Origin of the sequence: uncultured Finegoldia sp. (genome assembly GCF_947252345.1) — a bacterium.
In the GTDB taxonomy this organism is placed as follows: Bacteria; Bacillota; Clostridia; order Tissierellales; family Peptoniphilaceae; genus Finegoldia.
Genome location: NZ_CAMXVC010000031.1, coordinates 1 through 19,402, shown reverse-complemented (window position 1 = coordinate 19,402; position 19,402 = coordinate 1). Strand labels below are relative to the sequence as shown.

Below are 19,402 nucleotides of genomic sequence, written 5' to 3'. Positions count from 1 at the left end.
TATGATAAAATAATTTTAGAGGTGAAAAAATGAAATTTACAGAATACAAATACACTAGACCAAATTTTGAAGAAGACAAGAAAAAGGTCGAAGATTTTATCAAAAGATTTAACGATTCCACAACTTCCGAAGAACAAATCAAAATCATGGAAGAAATGGACAAATTTAAAAAGACGTTCAGTACCAACGTGAACCTCGCATACATTCGCCATTCCATCGACACAAACGATGAGTTTTACAAAAAAGAACAAGATTTCTTAGATGAGTATATGCCATATTATTCGGTATTGGAAACGAAAATGTCACAAGCAATCAACGATTCAAAGTTCAAGGGCGATTTGGTAAAACACTTTGGACAACATTTGTTTGATTTGATTAGCTGCCAATTGATTTTCAACGAAAAGGCAGTTCCTTACAAGCAAAAAGACAACCAATTGACTACAAAATACAACAAATTAATCGCATCTGCACAGATTGAGTTTGACGGCAAAATATTGACGTTGTCACAAATGGCACCTTACACTCAATCCAAAAATCGTGACGAGAGAAAAGCTGCTACGAAAAAGGTTTCCGAGTTTTTCCAACAACACGAAAAAGAAATCGACGATATCTACGATGAGATGGTGCACGTCAGAACAGATATGGCGAAGGTTTTGGGATTTGACTCATTCATCGAATACCAATACAAGTCATTGATGAGAACAGACTACAACAAAAATGATGTAGCAAAATACAGAGAATTTGTCAAAAATTACGTAACGCCAGTTTATCTTGAATTGAGAAAAAGACAATCCAAGAGAATTGGAATCGAAGATATGAAATCTTACGATAGCAACATAATGTTCACAGACGGCAATGCAAAACCTCACGGAAAAAAAGACTTCTTGGTAGACAACGCCAAGAAAATGTACTCGGAATTGTCTCCGGAAACTAAAAAATTCTTCGATTTTATGTACGAAAGAGAATTGTTTGATTTGGAAAGCAAAAAGGGCAAAGAAGGCGGCGGATATTGCACGACAATTGAAGATTATGAATCTCCATTTATCTTCGCCAACTTCAACGGAACTACTCACGACGTAGAAGTAATGACTCACGAAGCAGGCCACGCATTCCAATCTTACACTTCAATGGATGGAAGAATAATTGAATACATCTGGCCGACATTCGAGGCTTGTGAAATCCACTCAATGAGTATGGAATTTTTGACTTGGCCATGGATGAATTTGTTCTTCGAGGAAGAAACAAACAAGTTCAAATTCGCTCACTTGGACGGAGCTATAAGCTTCATCCCTTACGGTGTGACGATAGACCATTTCCAACACTTCGTCTACGAAAATCCTGATTGCACACCTGCAGAAAGAAAGGCAAAATATCACGAAATAGAATTGATGTATCGCCCAGATTTGGATTATGATGATGAATTTTTGGAAAAGGGAACTTGGTGGTTCAGACAAGGTCACGTATTCAACAACCCATTCTACTACATTGACTACACATTAGCACAAGTTTGTGCGTTCCAATTCTTATTAAAATCGAGGAAAAATCGCGAGAATGCTTTCAAGGATTACCTCGAAATTTGCAAAGTCGGTGGAAGCCAATCATTCTTCGGAATAATGAAGGCCGGCAACATCAAAAACCCAATGAACGATGGAGTTCTCGAAGAGATTCTTCCACAATTATTGGAAATATTAGACGAAATAGAAAAAGAATTGTAAAATTTGAGGATGGACAATTGTCCATCCTTTTTTATTCACAAAAAAACACTCACTTTTATTGTGAGTGCTTTTAAAATATATCCGAGATTACAGTTCTTATGCTGTCAAATTGTTTGATTTCAAGATTGTATTTTTGTGTTAGTTTTGTGTTTTGTGAAATGTAGACTTTTTTGTATCCCAATCTTTCAATTTCTCTCAATCTCGTCTCGATTTGTGGAACTCTTTTTATTTCACCAGTCAATCCAACTTCGCCGATGAACACGACATCAGAAGAAATAGCCTTGTTCATAAGCGATGATGCAATCGCCATTATTATGGACAAATTTACGGATTGCTCTTGGATTTTTATTCCTCCAGTTGTTTTTATTATGACATTTTTGTCGTACATATTGATTCCCGCACGTTCTTCTAAGATAGAAATAAGAGTGTTCAATTGGTCTTTGCGAAGGCTGTCTCCTATTCTCTGCGGATACGGCGTAAATGATTTCGACACCAAAGCTTCCACTTCCACGACCAAAATTCGTGAGCCTTCTTTTATAACAGAAAGTGCTGCGCCATTTACATCCTTTTTTCTTTTCGTGACAAAATAATCGGACGCATCGGTGATTTCTTTTATTCCATCTTCCTGCATATTAAAAAGCCCAATCTCGCCCGTTCGACCGAATCTGTTTTTCGTAGTTGTCAACAATCTAAGAGGCTCGTCGCTTTCTCCTTCCAAATAAAGCACCGTATCCACCAAATGCTCAAGTGTTCTAAGTCCAGCCATCTCGTCTGATTTTGTCATATGCCCAACCATAATGCAAAGAGTTGGTTTTTCAGGGTCTTTGCAGATCTCGACGATTTTATTTGCACATTCTACAGTTTGCACGGGAGAGCCCGGACGTGAATTGTATTCTCGAAGCTGGAAAGTTTGAATACTGTCCAAGAAAATAACATCCGGCTTTATTTTGTTTATCGAATCCAACGCATTGTCCATACTCGTCGTTGAAATCAGCCAAATATTTTCCGGAATTTCCTCCATCGTTCTCATCGCCCGTTGTTTGATTTGCGATGTGGATTCTTCTCCTGAAATGTAGAGAACTTTTATGTTTTTCTTAGCCAAATCATTCGCTAGTTCCAAAAGCAGAGTCGATTTTCCGGCCCCCGGCCTCGCCGTTAGAATCGACACGGAATCTCGGACAAGTCCACCACCAAAAACTCTGTTCAATTCAGTAATCGACGATTGAATCCTGTCCGATGAATCTATCTTGACATCGACTAACTTGATTGCATTAGTCGATTTTACACTCGTCGTTGTGTTTGATTTTTCGTCTACGATTTCTCGCTCCTGCATAGAACCCCAGCTGTTGCAACTGGGGCATTTTCCTATCCACATAGCCTGTTCGTAGCCACAATTTTTGCATACATATTTTGTTTTCTTTTTCATATTATTGTTTCACAGTCTTTTTGCGTCTCACATATCTTCTGAAACTAACCTTGTCATTGACAACAGTGATTGTGGTTTTTCTCGTTTTGTCGATTTCGCCACTCAAAATCTTGTCGGCAAGTTCGTTTTCGATGTCTGTTCTGATAAGTCTTTCAAGTGGTCTGGCGCCAAATTTCTTATCGTAACCCTTATCGACTAAATAATCCAATATCTTTTCGTCATAAGAAATTATCAAATCATTCTTCGCCATTCTTTTTACCAACTCATCCATCATAAGCTTTGCGATTTCTTTTACATTTTCTTTTGTCAAATTATTAAACAAAATGACATCATCCAATCTGTTAATAAATTCCGGCTTGAACATCGACTTCATCGCATTGTTGATAGTTTCTTTGTTTCTGTTGTACTCGTCTTCGACAACATCTTCTTTTGTGTTAAATCCGAGGACGTTTTTGCTTTCAAGCTCACTCGCTCCAATATTTGAAGTCATAATAATTACAGTGTCCTTGAAATTCACAGCACGTCCTTTGGAATCTGTAAGTCTACCGTCATCCAAAACCTGCAACAACGTGTTGAAAACATCCGGATGTGCTTTTTCAATTTCATCAAACAAAATCACAGAGTACGGTTTTGTTCGCACCATATCAGTCAATTGTCCACCATCATCGTGGCCAACATATCCCGGTGGCGAGCCTATCAATTTGGACACGGAGTGTTTTTCCATATATTCTGTCATATCTATTCTTATCATCGCGTTCTCATCGTTGAACAACTCCTTGGCAAGCTTCTTCGCCAAATACGTTTTGCCGACACCCGTTGGCCCTACAAATACGAACGAACCAATTGGTTTGTTGGGATTTTTCAGACCGACACGCGCTCTTTTTATCGCATTGGATATCAAATCAATTGCCTTGTCCTGACCGATAACGTCTTTTTTTAAATTGTCTGCCAAGCAGAGGAATTTTTGCGATTCTGATTGCGTCAATTTAGATACCGGAACCTTCGACCAACGTGACACGATGTTCGCTATCTCGTCGAAGCCAATCTCCAATTTATTTTCGTCGTTGTCTTGCTCGTTCATCTCGTCAATAATTTTTTCGATAGAATCTCTTTTTTCTGCAGCCAACAAGAAATCTGCATTATTGATAGCTTCTTGTTTTTCATTTTCCAAATCGGCAATGATTTTTTCGTAATTTTTGCCTCCGGTGAAGTTTTTCACTCTGACCATAGATTGTGCTTCATCAATCAAATCTATCGCCTTGTCAGGCAAATATCTGTCATTGATATATCTGTCGGAAAGTTCCACCGCAGCTTTTATCGCCTCGTCAGTAATCAAAACATTGTGGTGATTTTCGTAAGTTTCCTTCAAACCTTCAATCACTTTAATGGAATCCGACACCGATGGCTCATCCACCAATATGGTTTGAAGACGTCTCTCAAAAGCTTGGTCCTTTTCGATAGTTTTTCGATACTCGTTGATAGTCGTCGCACCAATTATCTGCAACTCCCCTCTCGCCAAAGAAGGCTTCAAAATGTTTGACGCATCCAACGCTCCTTCTGCACCGCCAGCTCCCATCAACGAGTGAAGCTCATCTATGAACAGAATTTTGTTCGTCGAATTAGACATAATGTCGATAACTTTTTTGATTCTCTCTTCAAAATCCCCTCTGTATTTTGTACCAGCTAACAAAGCCGCCAAATCCAGTGCCAATATCTCCTTATCCTTGAAAATATCATTCACTTCGCCCTTGACAATCTTAACAGCCAATCCCTCGACAATCGCAGTCTTTCCAACTCCTGGATTTCCAATCAACACAGGATTGTTTTTCTTGCGTCGTAGAAGAACTTGAATTATACGCTCAATCTCGTTTTCACGACCAATGCAAGGGTCAATCTTGTGTTGTCGGGCAAGCTCATTCAAATTCTTAGTGTATTTTTCAATCTCACTCATTCTCGAAGATTTTGCTTGCGAGTCATCGATATTGTTCTCCTGTTTCATCTTCATAGTAAAATACCTTCGCAAATCAACCGACAACTTCATAATATCGACGCCGGTTTTTTGCATCAAATGAAACGCATAATTTGTACCATCCAAGCAAAGTGCCGCCATTATATGCTCCGGCTTCAAAGCCCTTTCATTGTAATTATTCGACAAACTGACAGCTTGTGTGATGATTTCCTCTAATTTGGGACTGATTTTTTGGTTTCGAGACTCATCCGTTCCATATCCCAACTCATCTATGATTAAATTTCTAATTTTTTCGTAATTTCCACCGTATTTCTTCAACAACTGCGACGCCTTGAAATCAAACTTGAACATCGCAAGCAACACATGCTCGACACCAATATCAGAATGTTTCAAACTAATCGCCTCGTACACGGCCTCCATTCTCAAATTGTAAATATCTGATTTTCTCAATTTTTCACCTGTCTTTCCAACGTATTCTTAATTATCTCACTTCGAAGAACACCAATATTTTGATTCAAATTGTTATCATCTCGAAATTTTTCGAGAGTCAATTTATTAGTCTTATCAAAAAGCTTCACAATGTCATCGACCTCGTATCCATCGACAATTCCAAAATCAATCGCAATCAACAAATCCGTAATTTTGTTCATCGCCTCCACCTCGTCCAACACTCTTGAATACTTCAACATCGACACACTTCTCAAAAGCTCATCCTTAAACTTCTGATTTTGTTCAATCAACATCTTCCTCTTGTCCATTTCTTTTCTTGAAATAGAATCAACCAACAAAGTCAAATCATTAATTGCAAACTCACAGTCCGCTACAAAATCATTCGTACTCAACTTGTAAATTGAACTTTTCGTATTAGAATCGTACGCCTTTTCAAGCGTATATCCTCTGAATTTTGCAATATCTGAAATGTAATCAATCTCATTGTAAAGCTCCAACGCCTTCAAATTCAAGAAAATATCCACATCAGTCAAACAACCCGCACTCATAAAATCATCCGACAAATATCCAATGTCGATATCAAATGCAAAGTTTAACCTATCATTCAACTTCTCCTCAATCTCGAGGCAATCATTGTAAACATCCCTTAAATTCCTGCCATAATCGTATTTGATAATACGAACGTGGTCATTGTCTCCCAAAGAAAACACAACCTTCTTCTCGTCATTTATAAAAACAACAGGCGACACATCCTCGTAATACGAACTGCAAATATATCCTCTCTTTTTAATATAATCCTTCGTCGTAGACTTAGTGTCTTTGATATTGTAAACCTTAGAGTCCTTCAAATATCCCAAACTATCCAACTCTTTCTCAATATCTGACTTCATCTCATCGCAAGAATCTGTATCGATTACCATCATAAAATTGTAATTGGACAAATTTCTCCTCATACAAACCATCGATTTCACAACAACACTTGAATTATTCATAGCATTTATCCCTTAAATCTTGAACGCTTGACTCTAACCTGTTAATTTCCTCTTGAATTTCGTGACACTTTTCGAATTTTTCTTCTTGCAAACACAAATAAAGTTCCTCCGACAAAACATACAACCTCTCTAAAATCTTTTTCGCATCCTCGAATTTTTTCGGAAATTTTCCCTTATAGTATTTTGGATAACCATGTGAACTTCGATTTTTCAAAATAAAATCCCTAAAATTCTTGTAACAATACTTGCAACCAATCGACGAGTAATTTTTCAACTCCTCAAAAGGCATATTGCAAACAGGACACACCAATTTTTCATCCGAAAAATCATCCTCGGATTTTTTCTGAACCTTCTCAAAAGGCAAATGCTCCACAACATTTGAAATCTGTTTTGCAAGCTCCTCGAAAAGCTCCTTGTTGTCATTCAATTCATTTTCAGAATCAAATTTAAAATCAGAGTTCGAAATAATCTCCTTTTTCAATCTATCCATATAATCGGCATAACAATCGTGACACAAATTAACATCACGACCACCAAAAGGCCCCACGACCTTAACCTGAATAAAAGCAGGCTTGCCACAATTATCGCATTTCATATAATCACCTTACCTCATAAAAGCCAACAGCATATTCTTCAACAAATCTGCCCTCAAAATATTTCTATCATTAAAATCAACCTTCGACAACGTATTATCCTCCAAAGCGTGCATCATAACCAACGCCTCCCTATCCGTAATCAAATCTTCATCCAAAAGCATCTTGATAATATTAGTCGACTTATCCTTTGTAATTTTATCGCCAATAACATCATCGACAATCTCCTTGATAGGATTATCATCTTTGATTGTTAATTTTATTATTTTAACATAACCACTTCCACCGCGTCTACTCTCAATATAATATCCCTTGTAAGGAGTAAATCTAGTTGTCAACACATAATTAATCTGCGATGGAGCACAATTAAATTGGCTGGCAAGATCATTTCTGCCAATTTCTATATAATCGTCGTCAGAATTATTCAACATTTCCTTCAGAAAAGCCTCAATACTATTACTGAGTCCTGCCATATCAACCACCCCTTTTGACTTTCTCTGACTAATCGAATAAAAAAAATTCATCTTTATTAAATTATACCATCTCTGACCTTTTGTATCAACAAACAAAATTTACAAAATCTCTAATATTTTCCAAAATAAAAAGGAAAGCTTCAAAGCTTCCCTCAATGATTTAAAATCATAATTTAATTTTTTCTAAGAAATCAAATATCCAATTGTGATATTTCTAAAATAAATTTATCATTTAGCTTGAAATAAAATTCTTCTGCAACTTCTTCGTATAATTCTTTAATTCTATTAACATCATCTTGTTTTTTCATTCCAATATACAAAAATTCTTTTTCGTTGTTTATAAACAAATCATTATACAGTTTTTGCATGATTAAAATTTTTTCGCATAAATCACATCACTAAATCCCAATTCTTCAGCGCTGATATCATCGACAACATAACCATTGCTATCTAATTCTTGGATAGGTCTTGGATAGGATAAGACCCCCATTCCAAATTAAAACATATTTTTTTCATCTGGATAGTCCTTTTCTATTTAAGAACAATACTTCCGAAACTTAAAATCATAACATACCATTTTAGAATTTCCACCAGACTGTGTGAATCGATAACCAGCACCGCAATTAAAATTAAATGCGGAATTGCCAAGACAATACAAGTAGTTACAACCACCCAATTCTTTTTTACAAATAAAATAGCAAAAATAATTAACCAAGCCCACATCGAAAAAGGAACAAACATCGTAATGTGATTAAAAAATTCATTGTTCAACACATTGGCTACACCACCATTCAACGGATTATTTGTCACAGTAATTATAATTCCAACAACAAATAACAACACTGAAAATATTGTAATTCCATAAAATATTTTCTTCGAATCTATACTCTTTTTCATTTGACTACTCATTTTTTAGCCCCTTTACGAGATTTATATTCCTACAAAAACTTCCACGATTTTTTCAATTTTTTCGAGAATATTTTGTTTTTTCTTTTCTCTTGCACCTTGTCTACGAGATGTTGGTGGCAAAATTTTATCCAATCCAGTACCAGCATAATCGACGAAACCTTTTGCAATTGATTTGTTGATAAAATGATATGCTCCTTCTTTCAATTTTTCATCTTCAATTAGAGATTCAACCTTCTTTTCTTTTTCTTTCCTTGCGAATGAATAGAAAGTTTCCAATATATCATCATTATCTTTCAATTCAGATAATCTTGTCTTGTTAATAAAATCCATGACCAAATCTTCCTTAGCTCTCGTTCCCAAACTGGATCTTATAACTCTACGAACTTCTGCCTTCAAGTTTTCAACATCTTCATGCTCTTTGGATTTTTCCAAAATCAGAGCCAATATATAATCCAAATTAATCTCATCAGTCTTCAACAAATCAATTTGAAATTCCACATCAGAGAAATCAACTTGTTGTTCCTCAGAATCTCCAGAACGTCTCGCATTCACGATGTTTTCTCTAATATCCACATACACGCTCTTCATGTCTTGCATTAATCTGTCGGAAATAATTTTGTCGAAATTTTCAAACTCATCGAAGTTTTTCAAAATATTTTCCGATTTCAATAATTCACCAAAAAGCTGCACAAATTCCTTCTTGTCAGCTTCCAAGAAAATCTCTGTTGGCTCAGGAAACTTTTCTACAATCTCGTTGCAAATATCCTTGTAACCTTTGGTAACTTTCCCAGTCTCTTCGTCTGTAAAACCTTCCATGTATTCTTCGTAGCTTTTTTCGAGAATAATATTCACGCTATTTTCATCGCCGAATGTTTTAATAGCATCTTCCGTTGCTTTTTCCAAATCCCTGAAGCACACAATATTTCCGAAAGTCTTCACCTTGTTCAAAATACGATTAGTTCTCGAAAAAGCTTGAATCAATCCGTGATATCTCAAATTCTTGTCGACAAATAAAGTATTCAAAGTCGGAGCATCAAATCCTGTCAAAAACATCCCGACTACAATTAGCAAGTCTATTTCTTTTCTTTTAGTCTTGTGTGACAAATCCTTGTAGTAATTTTGGAACTCATTTCCATCTGTGGAGAAGTTTTGCTTAAAATAACTATTGTAATCCGTGATAGCCTTGTCCAAAAACTCCTTTGCTGACAAATTCATAGCAGAAGTGTTGAACACTTCATCTTCTATATCCCCGATAGCACTTTGTTCCTCATTAGCAGCAAAACTAAAAATAGTCGCAACCCTCAACTTTTTATCTTCGGGCAAATCTCTTTGTTGTTTTTCAAATTCTTCGTAATACAACTTTGCCGCATCAATACTTTGGACTGCAAGCATTGCATTGAACCCGTTAAGCCTTCTATCTTTCAAATCATAAAACTCATTTCTGTGAGTCTTCGTATTGTAAACATCCAAAATATATTTTGTGATTTCTGAAATACGTTCTGGGTGAAGAAGCATCTTGTTCTCAACTTTTTTGAGCTTATCCTCATCAATTTCTTCTTCTGCTGATTTGAACTTCGGAGTAATATTGTTGTAGTCCACCTTGAACTTCAACACCTTGCCATCTCTAATAGCATCCGTAATCACATAACTGTGAAGTTGCGCCCCGAAAATCTCCGCAGTAGTATTCCCATTAATTGAATTTTCTGCAAAAATAGGAGTGCCAGTAAACCCAAATTGGTAGTATTTCTTAAAAGATTTTTTGATATTTTTCTGAGCATCGCCAAATTGTGAACGGTGACATTCATCGTAAATAATCACGCAGTGCTTATCGTAAATCTCATGATTAGGATTTTTCTTTACAAACTCATTCAATTTTTGAATAGTAGTTACAACAATTCTGTTGTCCTTCTTTTCGATAGATTTTTTTAATTCCTTCGTATCCTTAGAGCCGTTCACACTATCCGGTTGAAATCTTTGATACTCCTTCATCGTCTGATAATCTAAATCTTTTCTATCAACCACGAAAAACACCTTGTCAATAAATTCCAAATCAGTCGCAAGCTTTGCAGCCTTGAAAGATGTCAACGTCTTACCAGAACCAGTAGTATGCCAAATAAATCCACCAGCCTCAGCCTTTCCTGCCTTCTTCGTTTCATAACTTGATTTTATCTTCCACAAAATCCTTTCAGTCGCTGCAATCTGATACGGTCTCATTACAAGCAAAGTATCATTCACATCGAACACGCAGTATTTCGTAATTACTTCTAGCAAAACACGCTTTTCAAAAAAAGTCTTCGTAAAATCTTCCAAATCGCAAATAGTCTTGTTCTTGGCATCTGCCCATTCACAAGTAAACTCATAATTATTTTTGTTCGAAGCAGTAGTATTTGCAAAATATCTCGTAATGGTACCATTTGAAATCACGAAAATTTGAACATACTTGTACAACGAATTAGTCTCATTGAAACTTTCTTTGCTATATCTGTGGATTTGATTGAAAGCCTCCTGCAAATTCAACCCTCTCCTCTTTAACTCAATATGAACAAGAGGAAGCCCATTCACCAAAATCGTCACATCGTATCTATTTTTCTTCTTGCCCTCAGCATTGATTTGATTCGTAACTTGTAGGAAATTGTTGTGAATATTTTTCTTATCGATAATCTTGATATTCTTCACGTGTCCGTCATCAAATACAAAATCGTAAATATGATTTTCTTGAACCTTTCTAGTCTTTTCAATCAAACCTTCGCTTGGACAATCCAAATACTCAACCAAAAGTCTGCTCCATTCCTCATCCGAAAAACGAACATTATTCAACCTCTCGATTTGCAACCTCAAATTCTCATACAAATCCTTGTTCGAACGAGCAAAAAGTCTCTCATAACCTTGGCTTTCCAAATTCTTAATCAACTTCATCTCCAGTTGGCTCTCAGTTTGATAAGATTCCTCAACGACACTTTCTTTTTTATAACTAGACAAAATAATTCCATTATTCATCTCTGCAATAGTCGACGTATTATAATTTACAAACTTATCAGACATAATCTCCTCCTATCTAGGAAAATTTAACAACTTCTCTCTATAAAATTCATATTCTTTCTGTCTTAACTCAATCTCTTTCGGAATCCCCCCCGAAATATCATTCACCAACTCATCAAACTTATCTAAAATAGAAACAATATGCTCTTGAACAGGTATTGGTGGCACTGGGATTTTGTATTCTTTTACTGTAGAATCTGAAATCGAAGGATAACTTGTTCCTTTTTCATTTATCTTAACAAATTCTAAAAATTTACTAGTCATTATATTATAATAAATCCACTTCGGTAATATTTTTTCCTCATTCGTCCTTAAAACACAAAAACCAGTACTGCACAATTGCCCATCATATTCTTCTTCAACGAAATAATATCTTTTTAGCAATGGTCTTGTAGTTCCAAACAATATATCTTTTTTCTTAATTAACTGCCTTGCTCTACTAGGCGCATTATTTTTATTCACTACAGTTGTTGCTAGAATTGAATTATTTTCTCTATCTATAGATGATAAATCAATATAAGTAAATTCTTCTTTATCATTCCATTTAATATTTTTTGTTTCTATTAAATAGTCCGATAATTTTCCCATCTTAATTTTAAAGCAATCAATTTTTGCAAGTTTACAAGCTTCTTCAAGCAATTGATAATATCTGTTAGATATTACCTTGCTTGCTTGCTTGCTTGCTTGCTTGCTTGCTTGCTTGCTTGCTTACCACATTTCCGTCAAATGTCAAGAGTTTTTCACGAAAATATTCGTATTGTTTTTGTCTTTGTTCAATCTCTTGTGGTAGCAAACCTTCAGTATCGGCAAGCAAAGCTTGGAATTTATCAAGCACCTCAACAACCTTGTTTTGGATAATAATATTTGGTACCGGAATACTTTGAATCAATAATCTTTTAACTTCAATAGATGGGAAATTTCCTATTTTAACATTCTTAATGCACCATTCATCTATAATAAAAAAGTAGTAATACATGAATTTAATGTTAATTTCATTCTTAAAAGCATCTTTCAAAGTAAAACAAGTAAATCTTTGATTAGCTAAAAATGGAACTTTAATTAAAGCGTGTTCTCCAATTGTTGCAGATGTTGAAAGTATAATAGAATCCTTGTCAAAGACTTTTCCTTTGATAGCCGATTTTGAAACATATGTCTTCGCATCACTTAGAATATTCCCATTCTCACGTATGTCTTCCATCCTAAACCATGGAATTTCTTTGTTCTCCCAATATTCTTTATTAGATTTAGAAGGAGTATATCCGTTCCTAGTTTCAAATAAATTTCCTAATTCAATAAATTTAATATTTTTTACTTTAGTATTTTCTGGTGTATTTGAAATTGAGTTCAAATACTTATCGCTTAATAGCATATCTCTGTAGTATTCGTATTGTTTAGTCCTATCTTGTAATTCAGATTGTAATTCAGTAACATAATTTGTGAATTTATCAAGTATTTCGACGATTTTTTCTTGAGTTTCAAGGGATGGTATTGGGATTTGAATTTTCAATATTTTATTTTTAGAAATGCTAAAAGGAACTGCTGATTTATTGGAAATTGAGTATAAGTAATTTTGTTTATCAGTTAAAAAATAATAAAGATACTTTTTATTTATATTGTCATTTGGGTAGAGTGAAAAACATACATCATTAGCCCAAAATTTTTCTGTTTGCCATTTAACATAACCCGCAGTACCATATTGTGCGATAGTAATCGTATCCTCATCTCTATTATAATTATTGATGTACCCCATGTACCCTGTTCCACCAGATACTACGGGATATTTTCCAGTAGTAAATAGGTCTTTTTTAGTAACTCTTTCTCCTCTTTTTATCTCGCAGACATCTCCCAGCTTTTTCCACTCAACTTTTTCATTTTTTAATAATTCATCTATTTTACTCATCTTCAAGCTCCTTTACTATTTCATTTATCGAAGCTCGCAATTCGTCTATTCTTTGTACGGTCTGTTCGATTTGTTTGTTGAGTACTTTGATGTCTATTTTTTCTCTGGTGTCTTCTTTTTCAACGTATGTTGACACTGACAAGTTGTATTCATTTTCTTCAATTTCTGATTTGTCTACATATCTGGAGAAATAATCTACTTCTTTTCTGTCTCTGAACTCGTCTACAATTGCATTTATGTTTTTTTCTTCTAATATATTGTTGTTGGTTTCTTTTTTAAATTCATTAGTTGCATCTATGAACAGTATTTTGTTTTCTGTTTTGTTTTTCGCCATTACAAGTACACATGTGGCGATTGATGTTCCGAAGAATAAATTTTCCGGCAATTGAATTACACAATCGATAAAGTTGTTGTCTACCAAGTATTTTCTGATGGTTTTTTCAGCGCCTTTTCTGTAGAATATTCCAGGGAAACATACTATCGCGGCTCTTCCTTTACTGGACAAGTACGATAATGAATGCATTATGAATGCGTAATCTGCGTATGATTTTGGCGCAAGCTTTCCAGCAGGGGCGAATCTTTCGTCGTTGATTAACGTCGGGTCATTGTCTCCCACCCATTTGATTGAATAAGGTGGATTGGAAACTATCGCATCGAATGGCTTTTCATCATTGTGCAATGGATTGAGCAACGTGTCTCCTCTTTTTATCGAAAAATTATTGTAATTCACGTTGTGCAAGAACATATTCATACGAGCAAGGTTGAAGTTGATTATGTTGATTTCTTGTCCGAAAAATCCTTCGTCTATGATGTGTTTTTCAAATTGTTTTTTCATTTGCAACAAAAGTGAGCCACTGCCACATGTTGGGTCATATACCTTGTTAATGCTTGTTTTTCCGTCCATTACGAGTCTTGCCAATAGTTTTGAAACTGTTTGTGGTGTGAAGAATTCTCCTCCTGATTTTCCCGCATTACTTGCGTAGTTGGATATCAAATATTCGTAAGCATCGCCGAACGCATCGATGTCGTTGTTTTCGAATTTGCCAAAATTTATTTTGTCAATTCCCGTTAATATGTCACATAATCTTTTGTTTTTCTCTGCTACTGTTGCTCCTAGTTTGTTGCTCGTAGTATCAACGTCTTCGAATAATCCTTTGATGTCATCTTCTGATGGATATCCTATCGCACTTGATTCTATTGATTTGAAAATATTTTCCAAATCAGTATTCAGATTTTCGTTGGTGTGTGCTGTTTTTACGACGTTTTTGAATAATTGACTTGGTAAAATGAAAAATCCTTTTTCTTCTACAGTGTCCGGTCTGAAATCCATCTCCGCTTCCTCGTCAGTTATTTCTGCGTAGTCGAATGTTTCATCACCTGCTTCGTGTTCAACTTTATTGAAAAATTCTGTGATATTTTCAGAAATAAATCTGTAGAATAATATTCCCAATATGTATTGTTTAAAGTCCCATCCGTCAACAGCACCTCTGACATCATCTGCAATCGCCCAAATTTTTCTGTGAAGTTCCGCTCTTTGTGCTGATTCGTTATTCTCGTTTGATACTACCGACATTTTCATCTCTCCTATTAATTTCATAAATTTTTATTTTAAAATTTTACGTAATATTTCAATTTAATTATATCACATACAGATTTTCCCATAGTATTTTTATCTCTGAACTTTGACAATAAAAAACCAACACATTTTGAAAATGTATTGGCTTTGTGTTTTATTTATTTGCTTTGTCGCCGGTGTACGTGTTCGTAACACATTAGTGATGAATTTAATTTTATTATATTACTATATATCTAGTGATACTTATTGTCTGTAGACTTTTATTATTCGCTTTAATTAAACTATTTTTGAGGAGAGATTTTACAATGGATATTATAAAAGTTTTTGCAAATAATTTAAAAAAATATCGAGTTCAATTGGGATTATCTCAGGAAGAATTTGCTGATAAATGCGGAATGCACCGTACATATATAAGCGCAATAGAATGTTATAGAAGAAGCATTTCGCTATATAATATTCAAAAAATTGCAGACGCTCTTGAAATTGAAACTTATAAGCTTTTTATAGAGGAAGATGTCAATGACAAGGAAAAAAACTAAAATCGAATTATTTGAAGAATTGGCTGGAATCGATAAAAATGGATTTAGCAGATGGGTTTCTGTTGATGAATTTGTCGGAGAATATCAATCTTTGCAATTACTTAATGGTGCTGGATGGTCTAGAGATGACTCAACTTTTGGAAAGAAATACAAAGTTGAACGTGACAAATCTAGAACTCCTGGAAACAAAACAGATGCTATAAGAACTGTTGGTTTTAATAAAAAAGAATACTCTCAGCATATTAGTGATAGTATAAAAAAACAAATTAAAAAACAAAGATGTGTCATCCTAGGAACTTCTAATCCAGAAGTTGACCATAAGAACGGCAGAAAAAATGAGTCAAGAGTAATGCGAAATGAAAATCAAAAATTATCTGATTTCCAACCATTAAGCAAGGCCGCAAACGATGCCAAGCGTCAATTTTGCAAAGAATGCAAGATAACTGGAATAAGATACGATGCAAAGGAATTAGGATATCCAATGTCATATTACAGCGGAAGTGCTGAGCATAATGGCGATGAAGATTCTTGTAAAGGTTGTTTTTGGTATGACCCTATTGAATTTAGAAAACATTTGAAGGAGAAATAAAATGAATACTCATGTGTTTATAGTTAACGAACAAACATTTAAATTACATTTGGAGTACAAATTTGCTGGAATCGGAAACAAAGAAGTCCTTTCAACATTTTTAACCACTACAGATATTTCAGCTAAAAATTTTAGCCCAATTACCGAAAGGAACCTAGTATGTATGATAGCTGATATTTCTAGGATACAAATCGGAGATAATATCATATTCTATTTACAATCAACAGGAGGACAACCCGGCAGATTTTTCGGGGTTTTTAAAGCAAAAACAAGGGCGTTTTTTGACGAAAATGATTCTGACAATTTTCTAAAAAAAGAATTGGGCAAGGGATTATCTTATCGTATTCTTATTGAGCCTTCTGAGCATGGCGTTTTCCCTGAGGGCGTAACAGAACATGATTATTTGGATTCATTAGAAGATAAGTCTCATCCTTATGAATTATGCTGGAGTTTAATTTATAGAAAACTAAAAGCTAATCGTGGATGCACGATGATTACTGATTTTGAATTTAGTGATTTACTAAAAAAACTCAAATACATAAATAAAGAGTACTCATTACAAAGTTACAATTACACATACGACACTCGTTTAAAAAAAATAGCAGAAAACAACAAAGACTTTACCTACAACGGACGAACAAATTCCCTATCAATTAAGGAAAGATTACTATATAAAATAGAAACTGGTCACGCATTTGAAGTTCACCTTCAAGCTTATATTTTACAAAATATTCTTTCATTAAACCTATTGGATTTTCCAGGTATGGATTTTTGGATAGGCAACGAGGTTTCCTGTGGTGTTGGAATGCAAAGAATAGATATATTAATTATCCAAGAGAAAGATAATGAAATTTTTATTAAAGTAATTGAATTAAAGTGTGTAGAGCCAACAAGACAAATATTGGATTATCAACTTGATTGGTACATAAAATGGCTTTGTGATTATATTATCCCAAACTACCAAGATAAAACAGTTGAAGTCACCCCTTGTATAGTTGCTAAAAAAACAAATGACGAAGATTTAATTGATTATATGCGAAGTAAATGTTTCAATACGACAAATTCTAATATCACTATAAAGCAAACAGAATACTTTGCCATTAATGAAAACAAAAGCAAAATTGATTTTGAAAAAATACTGTAATATTATATTATAAAACACCAACTTTTTGCTTAATAAAAAGCATTAAAGTTGGTGTTTTATAATATCCGTTAATTGTCTCGTACAACATTTGCTTAATTCATTTACAATAAAAATCAGAGTTCATTTTACCTTTTTAAAAACAAAAATATATTCATGTTTAAAAATATAAAAGTCATTTACCAAAGCACGATAGCGCCATATACCTTTCTTATTTGCTTTACCTTTAGTTTCGCCAAAGTTTTTTACTAATATAGCTTTTAAAATCAGTCCTTTTTCAATCATTAAATTCATACAATAAAATCCAAGAGGAACTACCTGCCCATTAGCATATTTATCGCCAATAACAACTGCACAATATCTATTTTTTTCTAAAACATTTATTGTATTGTCAACGGTTTTACCAAATGATTCTAAAAAAGATTGTAAACTATTACAATTAGATAAATCATCGGGATTATCTGAAAATTTAATAATATCCCAATAAGGAGGATGCAGAATGACGAATTGGATACTATTCAATCCAAGACTTTTCAATTTGTCCTCAATATTAAAAGTTTTGCTATCTCCTACAACAATTTTAGTCTGAACAAGTTCATTTCTTTCCGAACTAATTCTACCATAAGCCTCCTTAGCAACATCATATTGAAGTTCAATCCCAAGCGAATTTCTTTGCATCCTCTGAGCTTCTATTAACGAAGTTCCACTACCCATAAATGGGTCTAAAATCCAATCACCTTTCTTGGTATATCTTGTGAATAATTGATATGGAATTTGCGGAACAAAATTTCCGTGATAACTACCACTATGAGCTCCACTATTATCCCTTTTTTCTATAATCCATAGAGAATCTGTTTCGACATCATCGTATTCTCTCCATCTTGAACTATCTATATCATTATATTTAGCCATTTTAAAACTCCTTGCTCATACAATGCAAAAATTCTGTTGTTTCTTTAGCTAGAATTTTCCTATTAACATCCTTATCGGCTTTGAAGCGTCTATTTGTCTTTGTGAAACATTGATATTTCCCATATTTACCCATAATATCTTTGATTTTTTCCACATCAAGCAATCCCTCGTTGTTATAGCTAAGAAATATGTACTTAAAATCAGCATTTGCAATTAAAAACTCTAATTCCTTTTCTACTGTTCTTTTTGAACAAAACTTGCTTTTCTGTTCATCTGAATTTCTAAGACCAGTTTTGCCTTTCAAAATCGGATTGTCATATCTAGCAATAGTCTCTAAAACGTGATAATTTGACGAGTACTGTCTTTGATTATATGGTGGGTCGAGGTAAAGTACATCACCTTGTATTCTAGTGATTAAACTGTTTACATCTTCATTAAAAACTTTGCCTTGAATACCATTTGGTCTATGTAGCATTTCCAAAGAAAAATCTTTTTGAGCTGATTTTTTAATATGTTTTAAAAAAGCTCCATATACTGATGCTGTATTCGCACACTTGTCAATCGAATTGATAAGACCTGCTATCAGACCAAAATAATCCTGTTCAGATATTTTGTTCTCATTAAACAGTTTTTCTACTTCCAATCTTATTGCATCACACTTTCTTCCATTGTTGTCTGTAAAATAATTTCTACCACTTCCAGAACCATAACAAAAGTTGTTATACACGAAACCGGAAACACCATCTAAAGAGTTTAAATATTCAACCAAAGAATTATCAACATTACTACAATTTTCTATAAGGTATTTATTAATCACATAACTATAATATTGTATGTCGTTAGAAATCACGCTGCATCCATTTTCTTTGAATTTCGCACCTACAACACCAGTTCCAGCAAAAAGGTCTGCAAAAACGAGATTATCTCCTAACGCATATCCACTCACTTCATATATTTTTTCTGTTAAAAAATCTAAAATAGAATACTTTGAACCTATATAATTCACAATTTTCCCTCACATATAAAGACGTTTTTCAAACTTTCTTAATTTGATATTACAAAATTTAATTTATAGTCATTTTCTTATTTTTCTGTTTTAAACAACTTGATGTTTTATATTTTGCTGAATAATAAGAATTTTTTAATAAATACGATATTTTATTATATCATGTATCGTTC

At 34.1% G+C, this 19,402-nt stretch carries 17 protein-coding genes; 4 read left to right on the top strand and 13 right to left on the bottom strand.

The features are described 5' to 3' along the window. Positions 1 to 29: 29 nt before the first annotated feature. The gene (locus Q0X02_RS06705) at positions 30 to 1,715 is read left to right on the top strand and encodes a M3 family oligoendopeptidase (protein ID WP_297813420.1); all 1,686 of its coding nucleotides are present in this window, start codon (positions 30 to 32) and stop codon (positions 1,713 to 1,715) included. Positions 1,716 to 1,785: 70 nt separating this feature from the next. Here Q0X02_RS06705 and radA read toward each other — a convergent pair whose 3' ends face one another. The 11 genes from radA to Q0X02_RS06650 all read right to left on the bottom strand — a co-directional run bounded on the left by radA (position 1,786) and on the right by Q0X02_RS06650 (position 15,039). Beyond that, complete coding sequence (gene radA, locus Q0X02_RS06700) at positions 1,786 to 3,141, bottom strand: DNA repair protein RadA (protein WP_297813417.1); 1,356 nt, start codon at positions 3,139 to 3,141, stop codon at positions 1,786 to 1,788. A gap of 1 nt (position 3,142) precedes the next feature. Next, positions 3,143 to 5,560 (bottom strand): ATP-dependent Clp protease ATP-binding subunit, encoded by a 2,418-nt coding sequence (locus tag Q0X02_RS06695; protein WP_297813414.1) that lies wholly within the window; start codon positions 5,558 to 5,560, stop codon positions 3,143 to 3,145. Next, complete coding sequence (locus tag Q0X02_RS06690; RefSeq protein WP_297813411.1) at positions 5,557 to 6,552, bottom strand: ATP--guanido phosphotransferase; 996 nt, start codon at positions 6,550 to 6,552, stop codon at positions 5,557 to 5,559. The genes Q0X02_RS06695 and Q0X02_RS06690 overlap by 4 nt, the downstream gene beginning before the upstream one ends. Beyond that, the gene (locus tag Q0X02_RS06685; protein ID WP_297813408.1) at positions 6,545 to 7,147 is read right to left on the bottom strand and encodes a hypothetical protein; all 603 of its coding nucleotides are present in this window, start codon (positions 7,145 to 7,147) and stop codon (positions 6,545 to 6,547) included. The genes Q0X02_RS06690 and Q0X02_RS06685 overlap by 8 nt, the downstream gene beginning before the upstream one ends. A gap of 9 nt (positions 7,148 to 7,156) precedes the next feature. Next, on the bottom strand, positions 7,157 to 7,618 hold the full coding sequence (locus tag Q0X02_RS06680) for a CtsR family transcriptional regulator (RefSeq protein WP_297813405.1): 462 nt from the start codon (positions 7,616 to 7,618) through the stop codon (positions 7,157 to 7,159). A 191-nt stretch (positions 7,619 to 7,809) separates the two neighbouring features. Continuing rightward, positions 7,810 to 7,986, bottom strand: a complete 177-nt coding sequence (locus Q0X02_RS06675; protein ID WP_297813402.1) for a hypothetical protein — start codon at positions 7,984 to 7,986, stop codon at positions 7,810 to 7,812. 163 nt (positions 7,987 to 8,149) lie between these two features. Further along, positions 8,150 to 8,527 (bottom strand): hypothetical protein, encoded by a 378-nt coding sequence (locus Q0X02_RS06670; RefSeq protein ID WP_297813399.1) that lies wholly within the window; start codon positions 8,525 to 8,527, stop codon positions 8,150 to 8,152. A gap of 21 nt (positions 8,528 to 8,548) precedes the next feature. Beyond that, complete coding sequence (locus Q0X02_RS06665; protein ID WP_297813394.1) at positions 8,549 to 11,569, bottom strand: type I restriction endonuclease subunit R; 3,021 nt, start codon at positions 11,567 to 11,569, stop codon at positions 8,549 to 8,551. 9 nt (positions 11,570 to 11,578) lie between these two features. After that, positions 11,579 to 12,154: a restriction endonuclease subunit S gene (locus tag Q0X02_RS06660; protein ID WP_297813391.1), complete on the bottom strand. Its 576-nt coding sequence runs from the start codon at positions 12,152 to 12,154 to the stop codon at positions 11,579 to 11,581. 64 nt (positions 12,155 to 12,218) lie between these two features. After that, positions 12,219 to 13,466: a restriction endonuclease subunit S gene (locus Q0X02_RS06655; protein ID WP_297813388.1), complete on the bottom strand. Its 1,248-nt coding sequence runs from the start codon at positions 13,464 to 13,466 to the stop codon at positions 12,219 to 12,221. Continuing rightward, positions 13,459 to 15,039, bottom strand: a complete 1,581-nt coding sequence (locus Q0X02_RS06650; RefSeq protein WP_297813385.1) for a type I restriction-modification system subunit M — start codon at positions 15,037 to 15,039, stop codon at positions 13,459 to 13,461. Before Q0X02_RS06650 ends, Q0X02_RS06655 begins: the two co-directional genes overlap by 8 nt. 308 nt (positions 15,040 to 15,347) lie before the next feature. Between Q0X02_RS06650 and Q0X02_RS06645 the strand changes: the two genes are divergently transcribed. From Q0X02_RS06645 to Q0X02_RS06635, 3 genes are read left to right on the top strand one after another with little or no spacing between them, the layout of a single operon-like run. Next, positions 15,348 to 15,581 (top strand): helix-turn-helix domain-containing protein, encoded by a 234-nt coding sequence (locus tag Q0X02_RS06645; RefSeq protein WP_297813382.1) that lies wholly within the window; start codon positions 15,348 to 15,350, stop codon positions 15,579 to 15,581. Next, positions 15,562 to 16,170: a hypothetical protein gene (locus Q0X02_RS06640; protein WP_297813379.1), complete on the top strand. Its 609-nt coding sequence runs from the start codon at positions 15,562 to 15,564 to the stop codon at positions 16,168 to 16,170. Before Q0X02_RS06645 ends, Q0X02_RS06640 begins: the two co-directional genes overlap by 20 nt. Before the next feature lies 1 nt (position 16,171). After that, positions 16,172 to 17,314, top strand: coding sequence for a hypothetical protein (locus Q0X02_RS06635; protein WP_297813376.1), 1,143 nt, complete (start codon positions 16,172 to 16,174; stop codon positions 17,312 to 17,314). A 120-nt stretch (positions 17,315 to 17,434) separates the two neighbouring features. On the opposite strand, the gene Q0X02_RS06630 is transcribed toward Q0X02_RS06635, so the two are convergent. Next, positions 17,435 to 18,223, bottom strand: coding sequence for a TRM11 family methyltransferase (locus Q0X02_RS06630; protein WP_297813373.1), 789 nt, complete (start codon positions 18,221 to 18,223; stop codon positions 17,435 to 17,437). 1 nt (position 18,224) lies between these two features. Next, on the bottom strand, positions 18,225 to 19,229 hold the full coding sequence (locus Q0X02_RS06625) for a DNA adenine methylase (protein WP_297813369.1): 1,005 nt from the start codon (positions 19,227 to 19,229) through the stop codon (positions 18,225 to 18,227). Positions 19,230 to 19,402 lie beyond the last annotated feature (173 nt).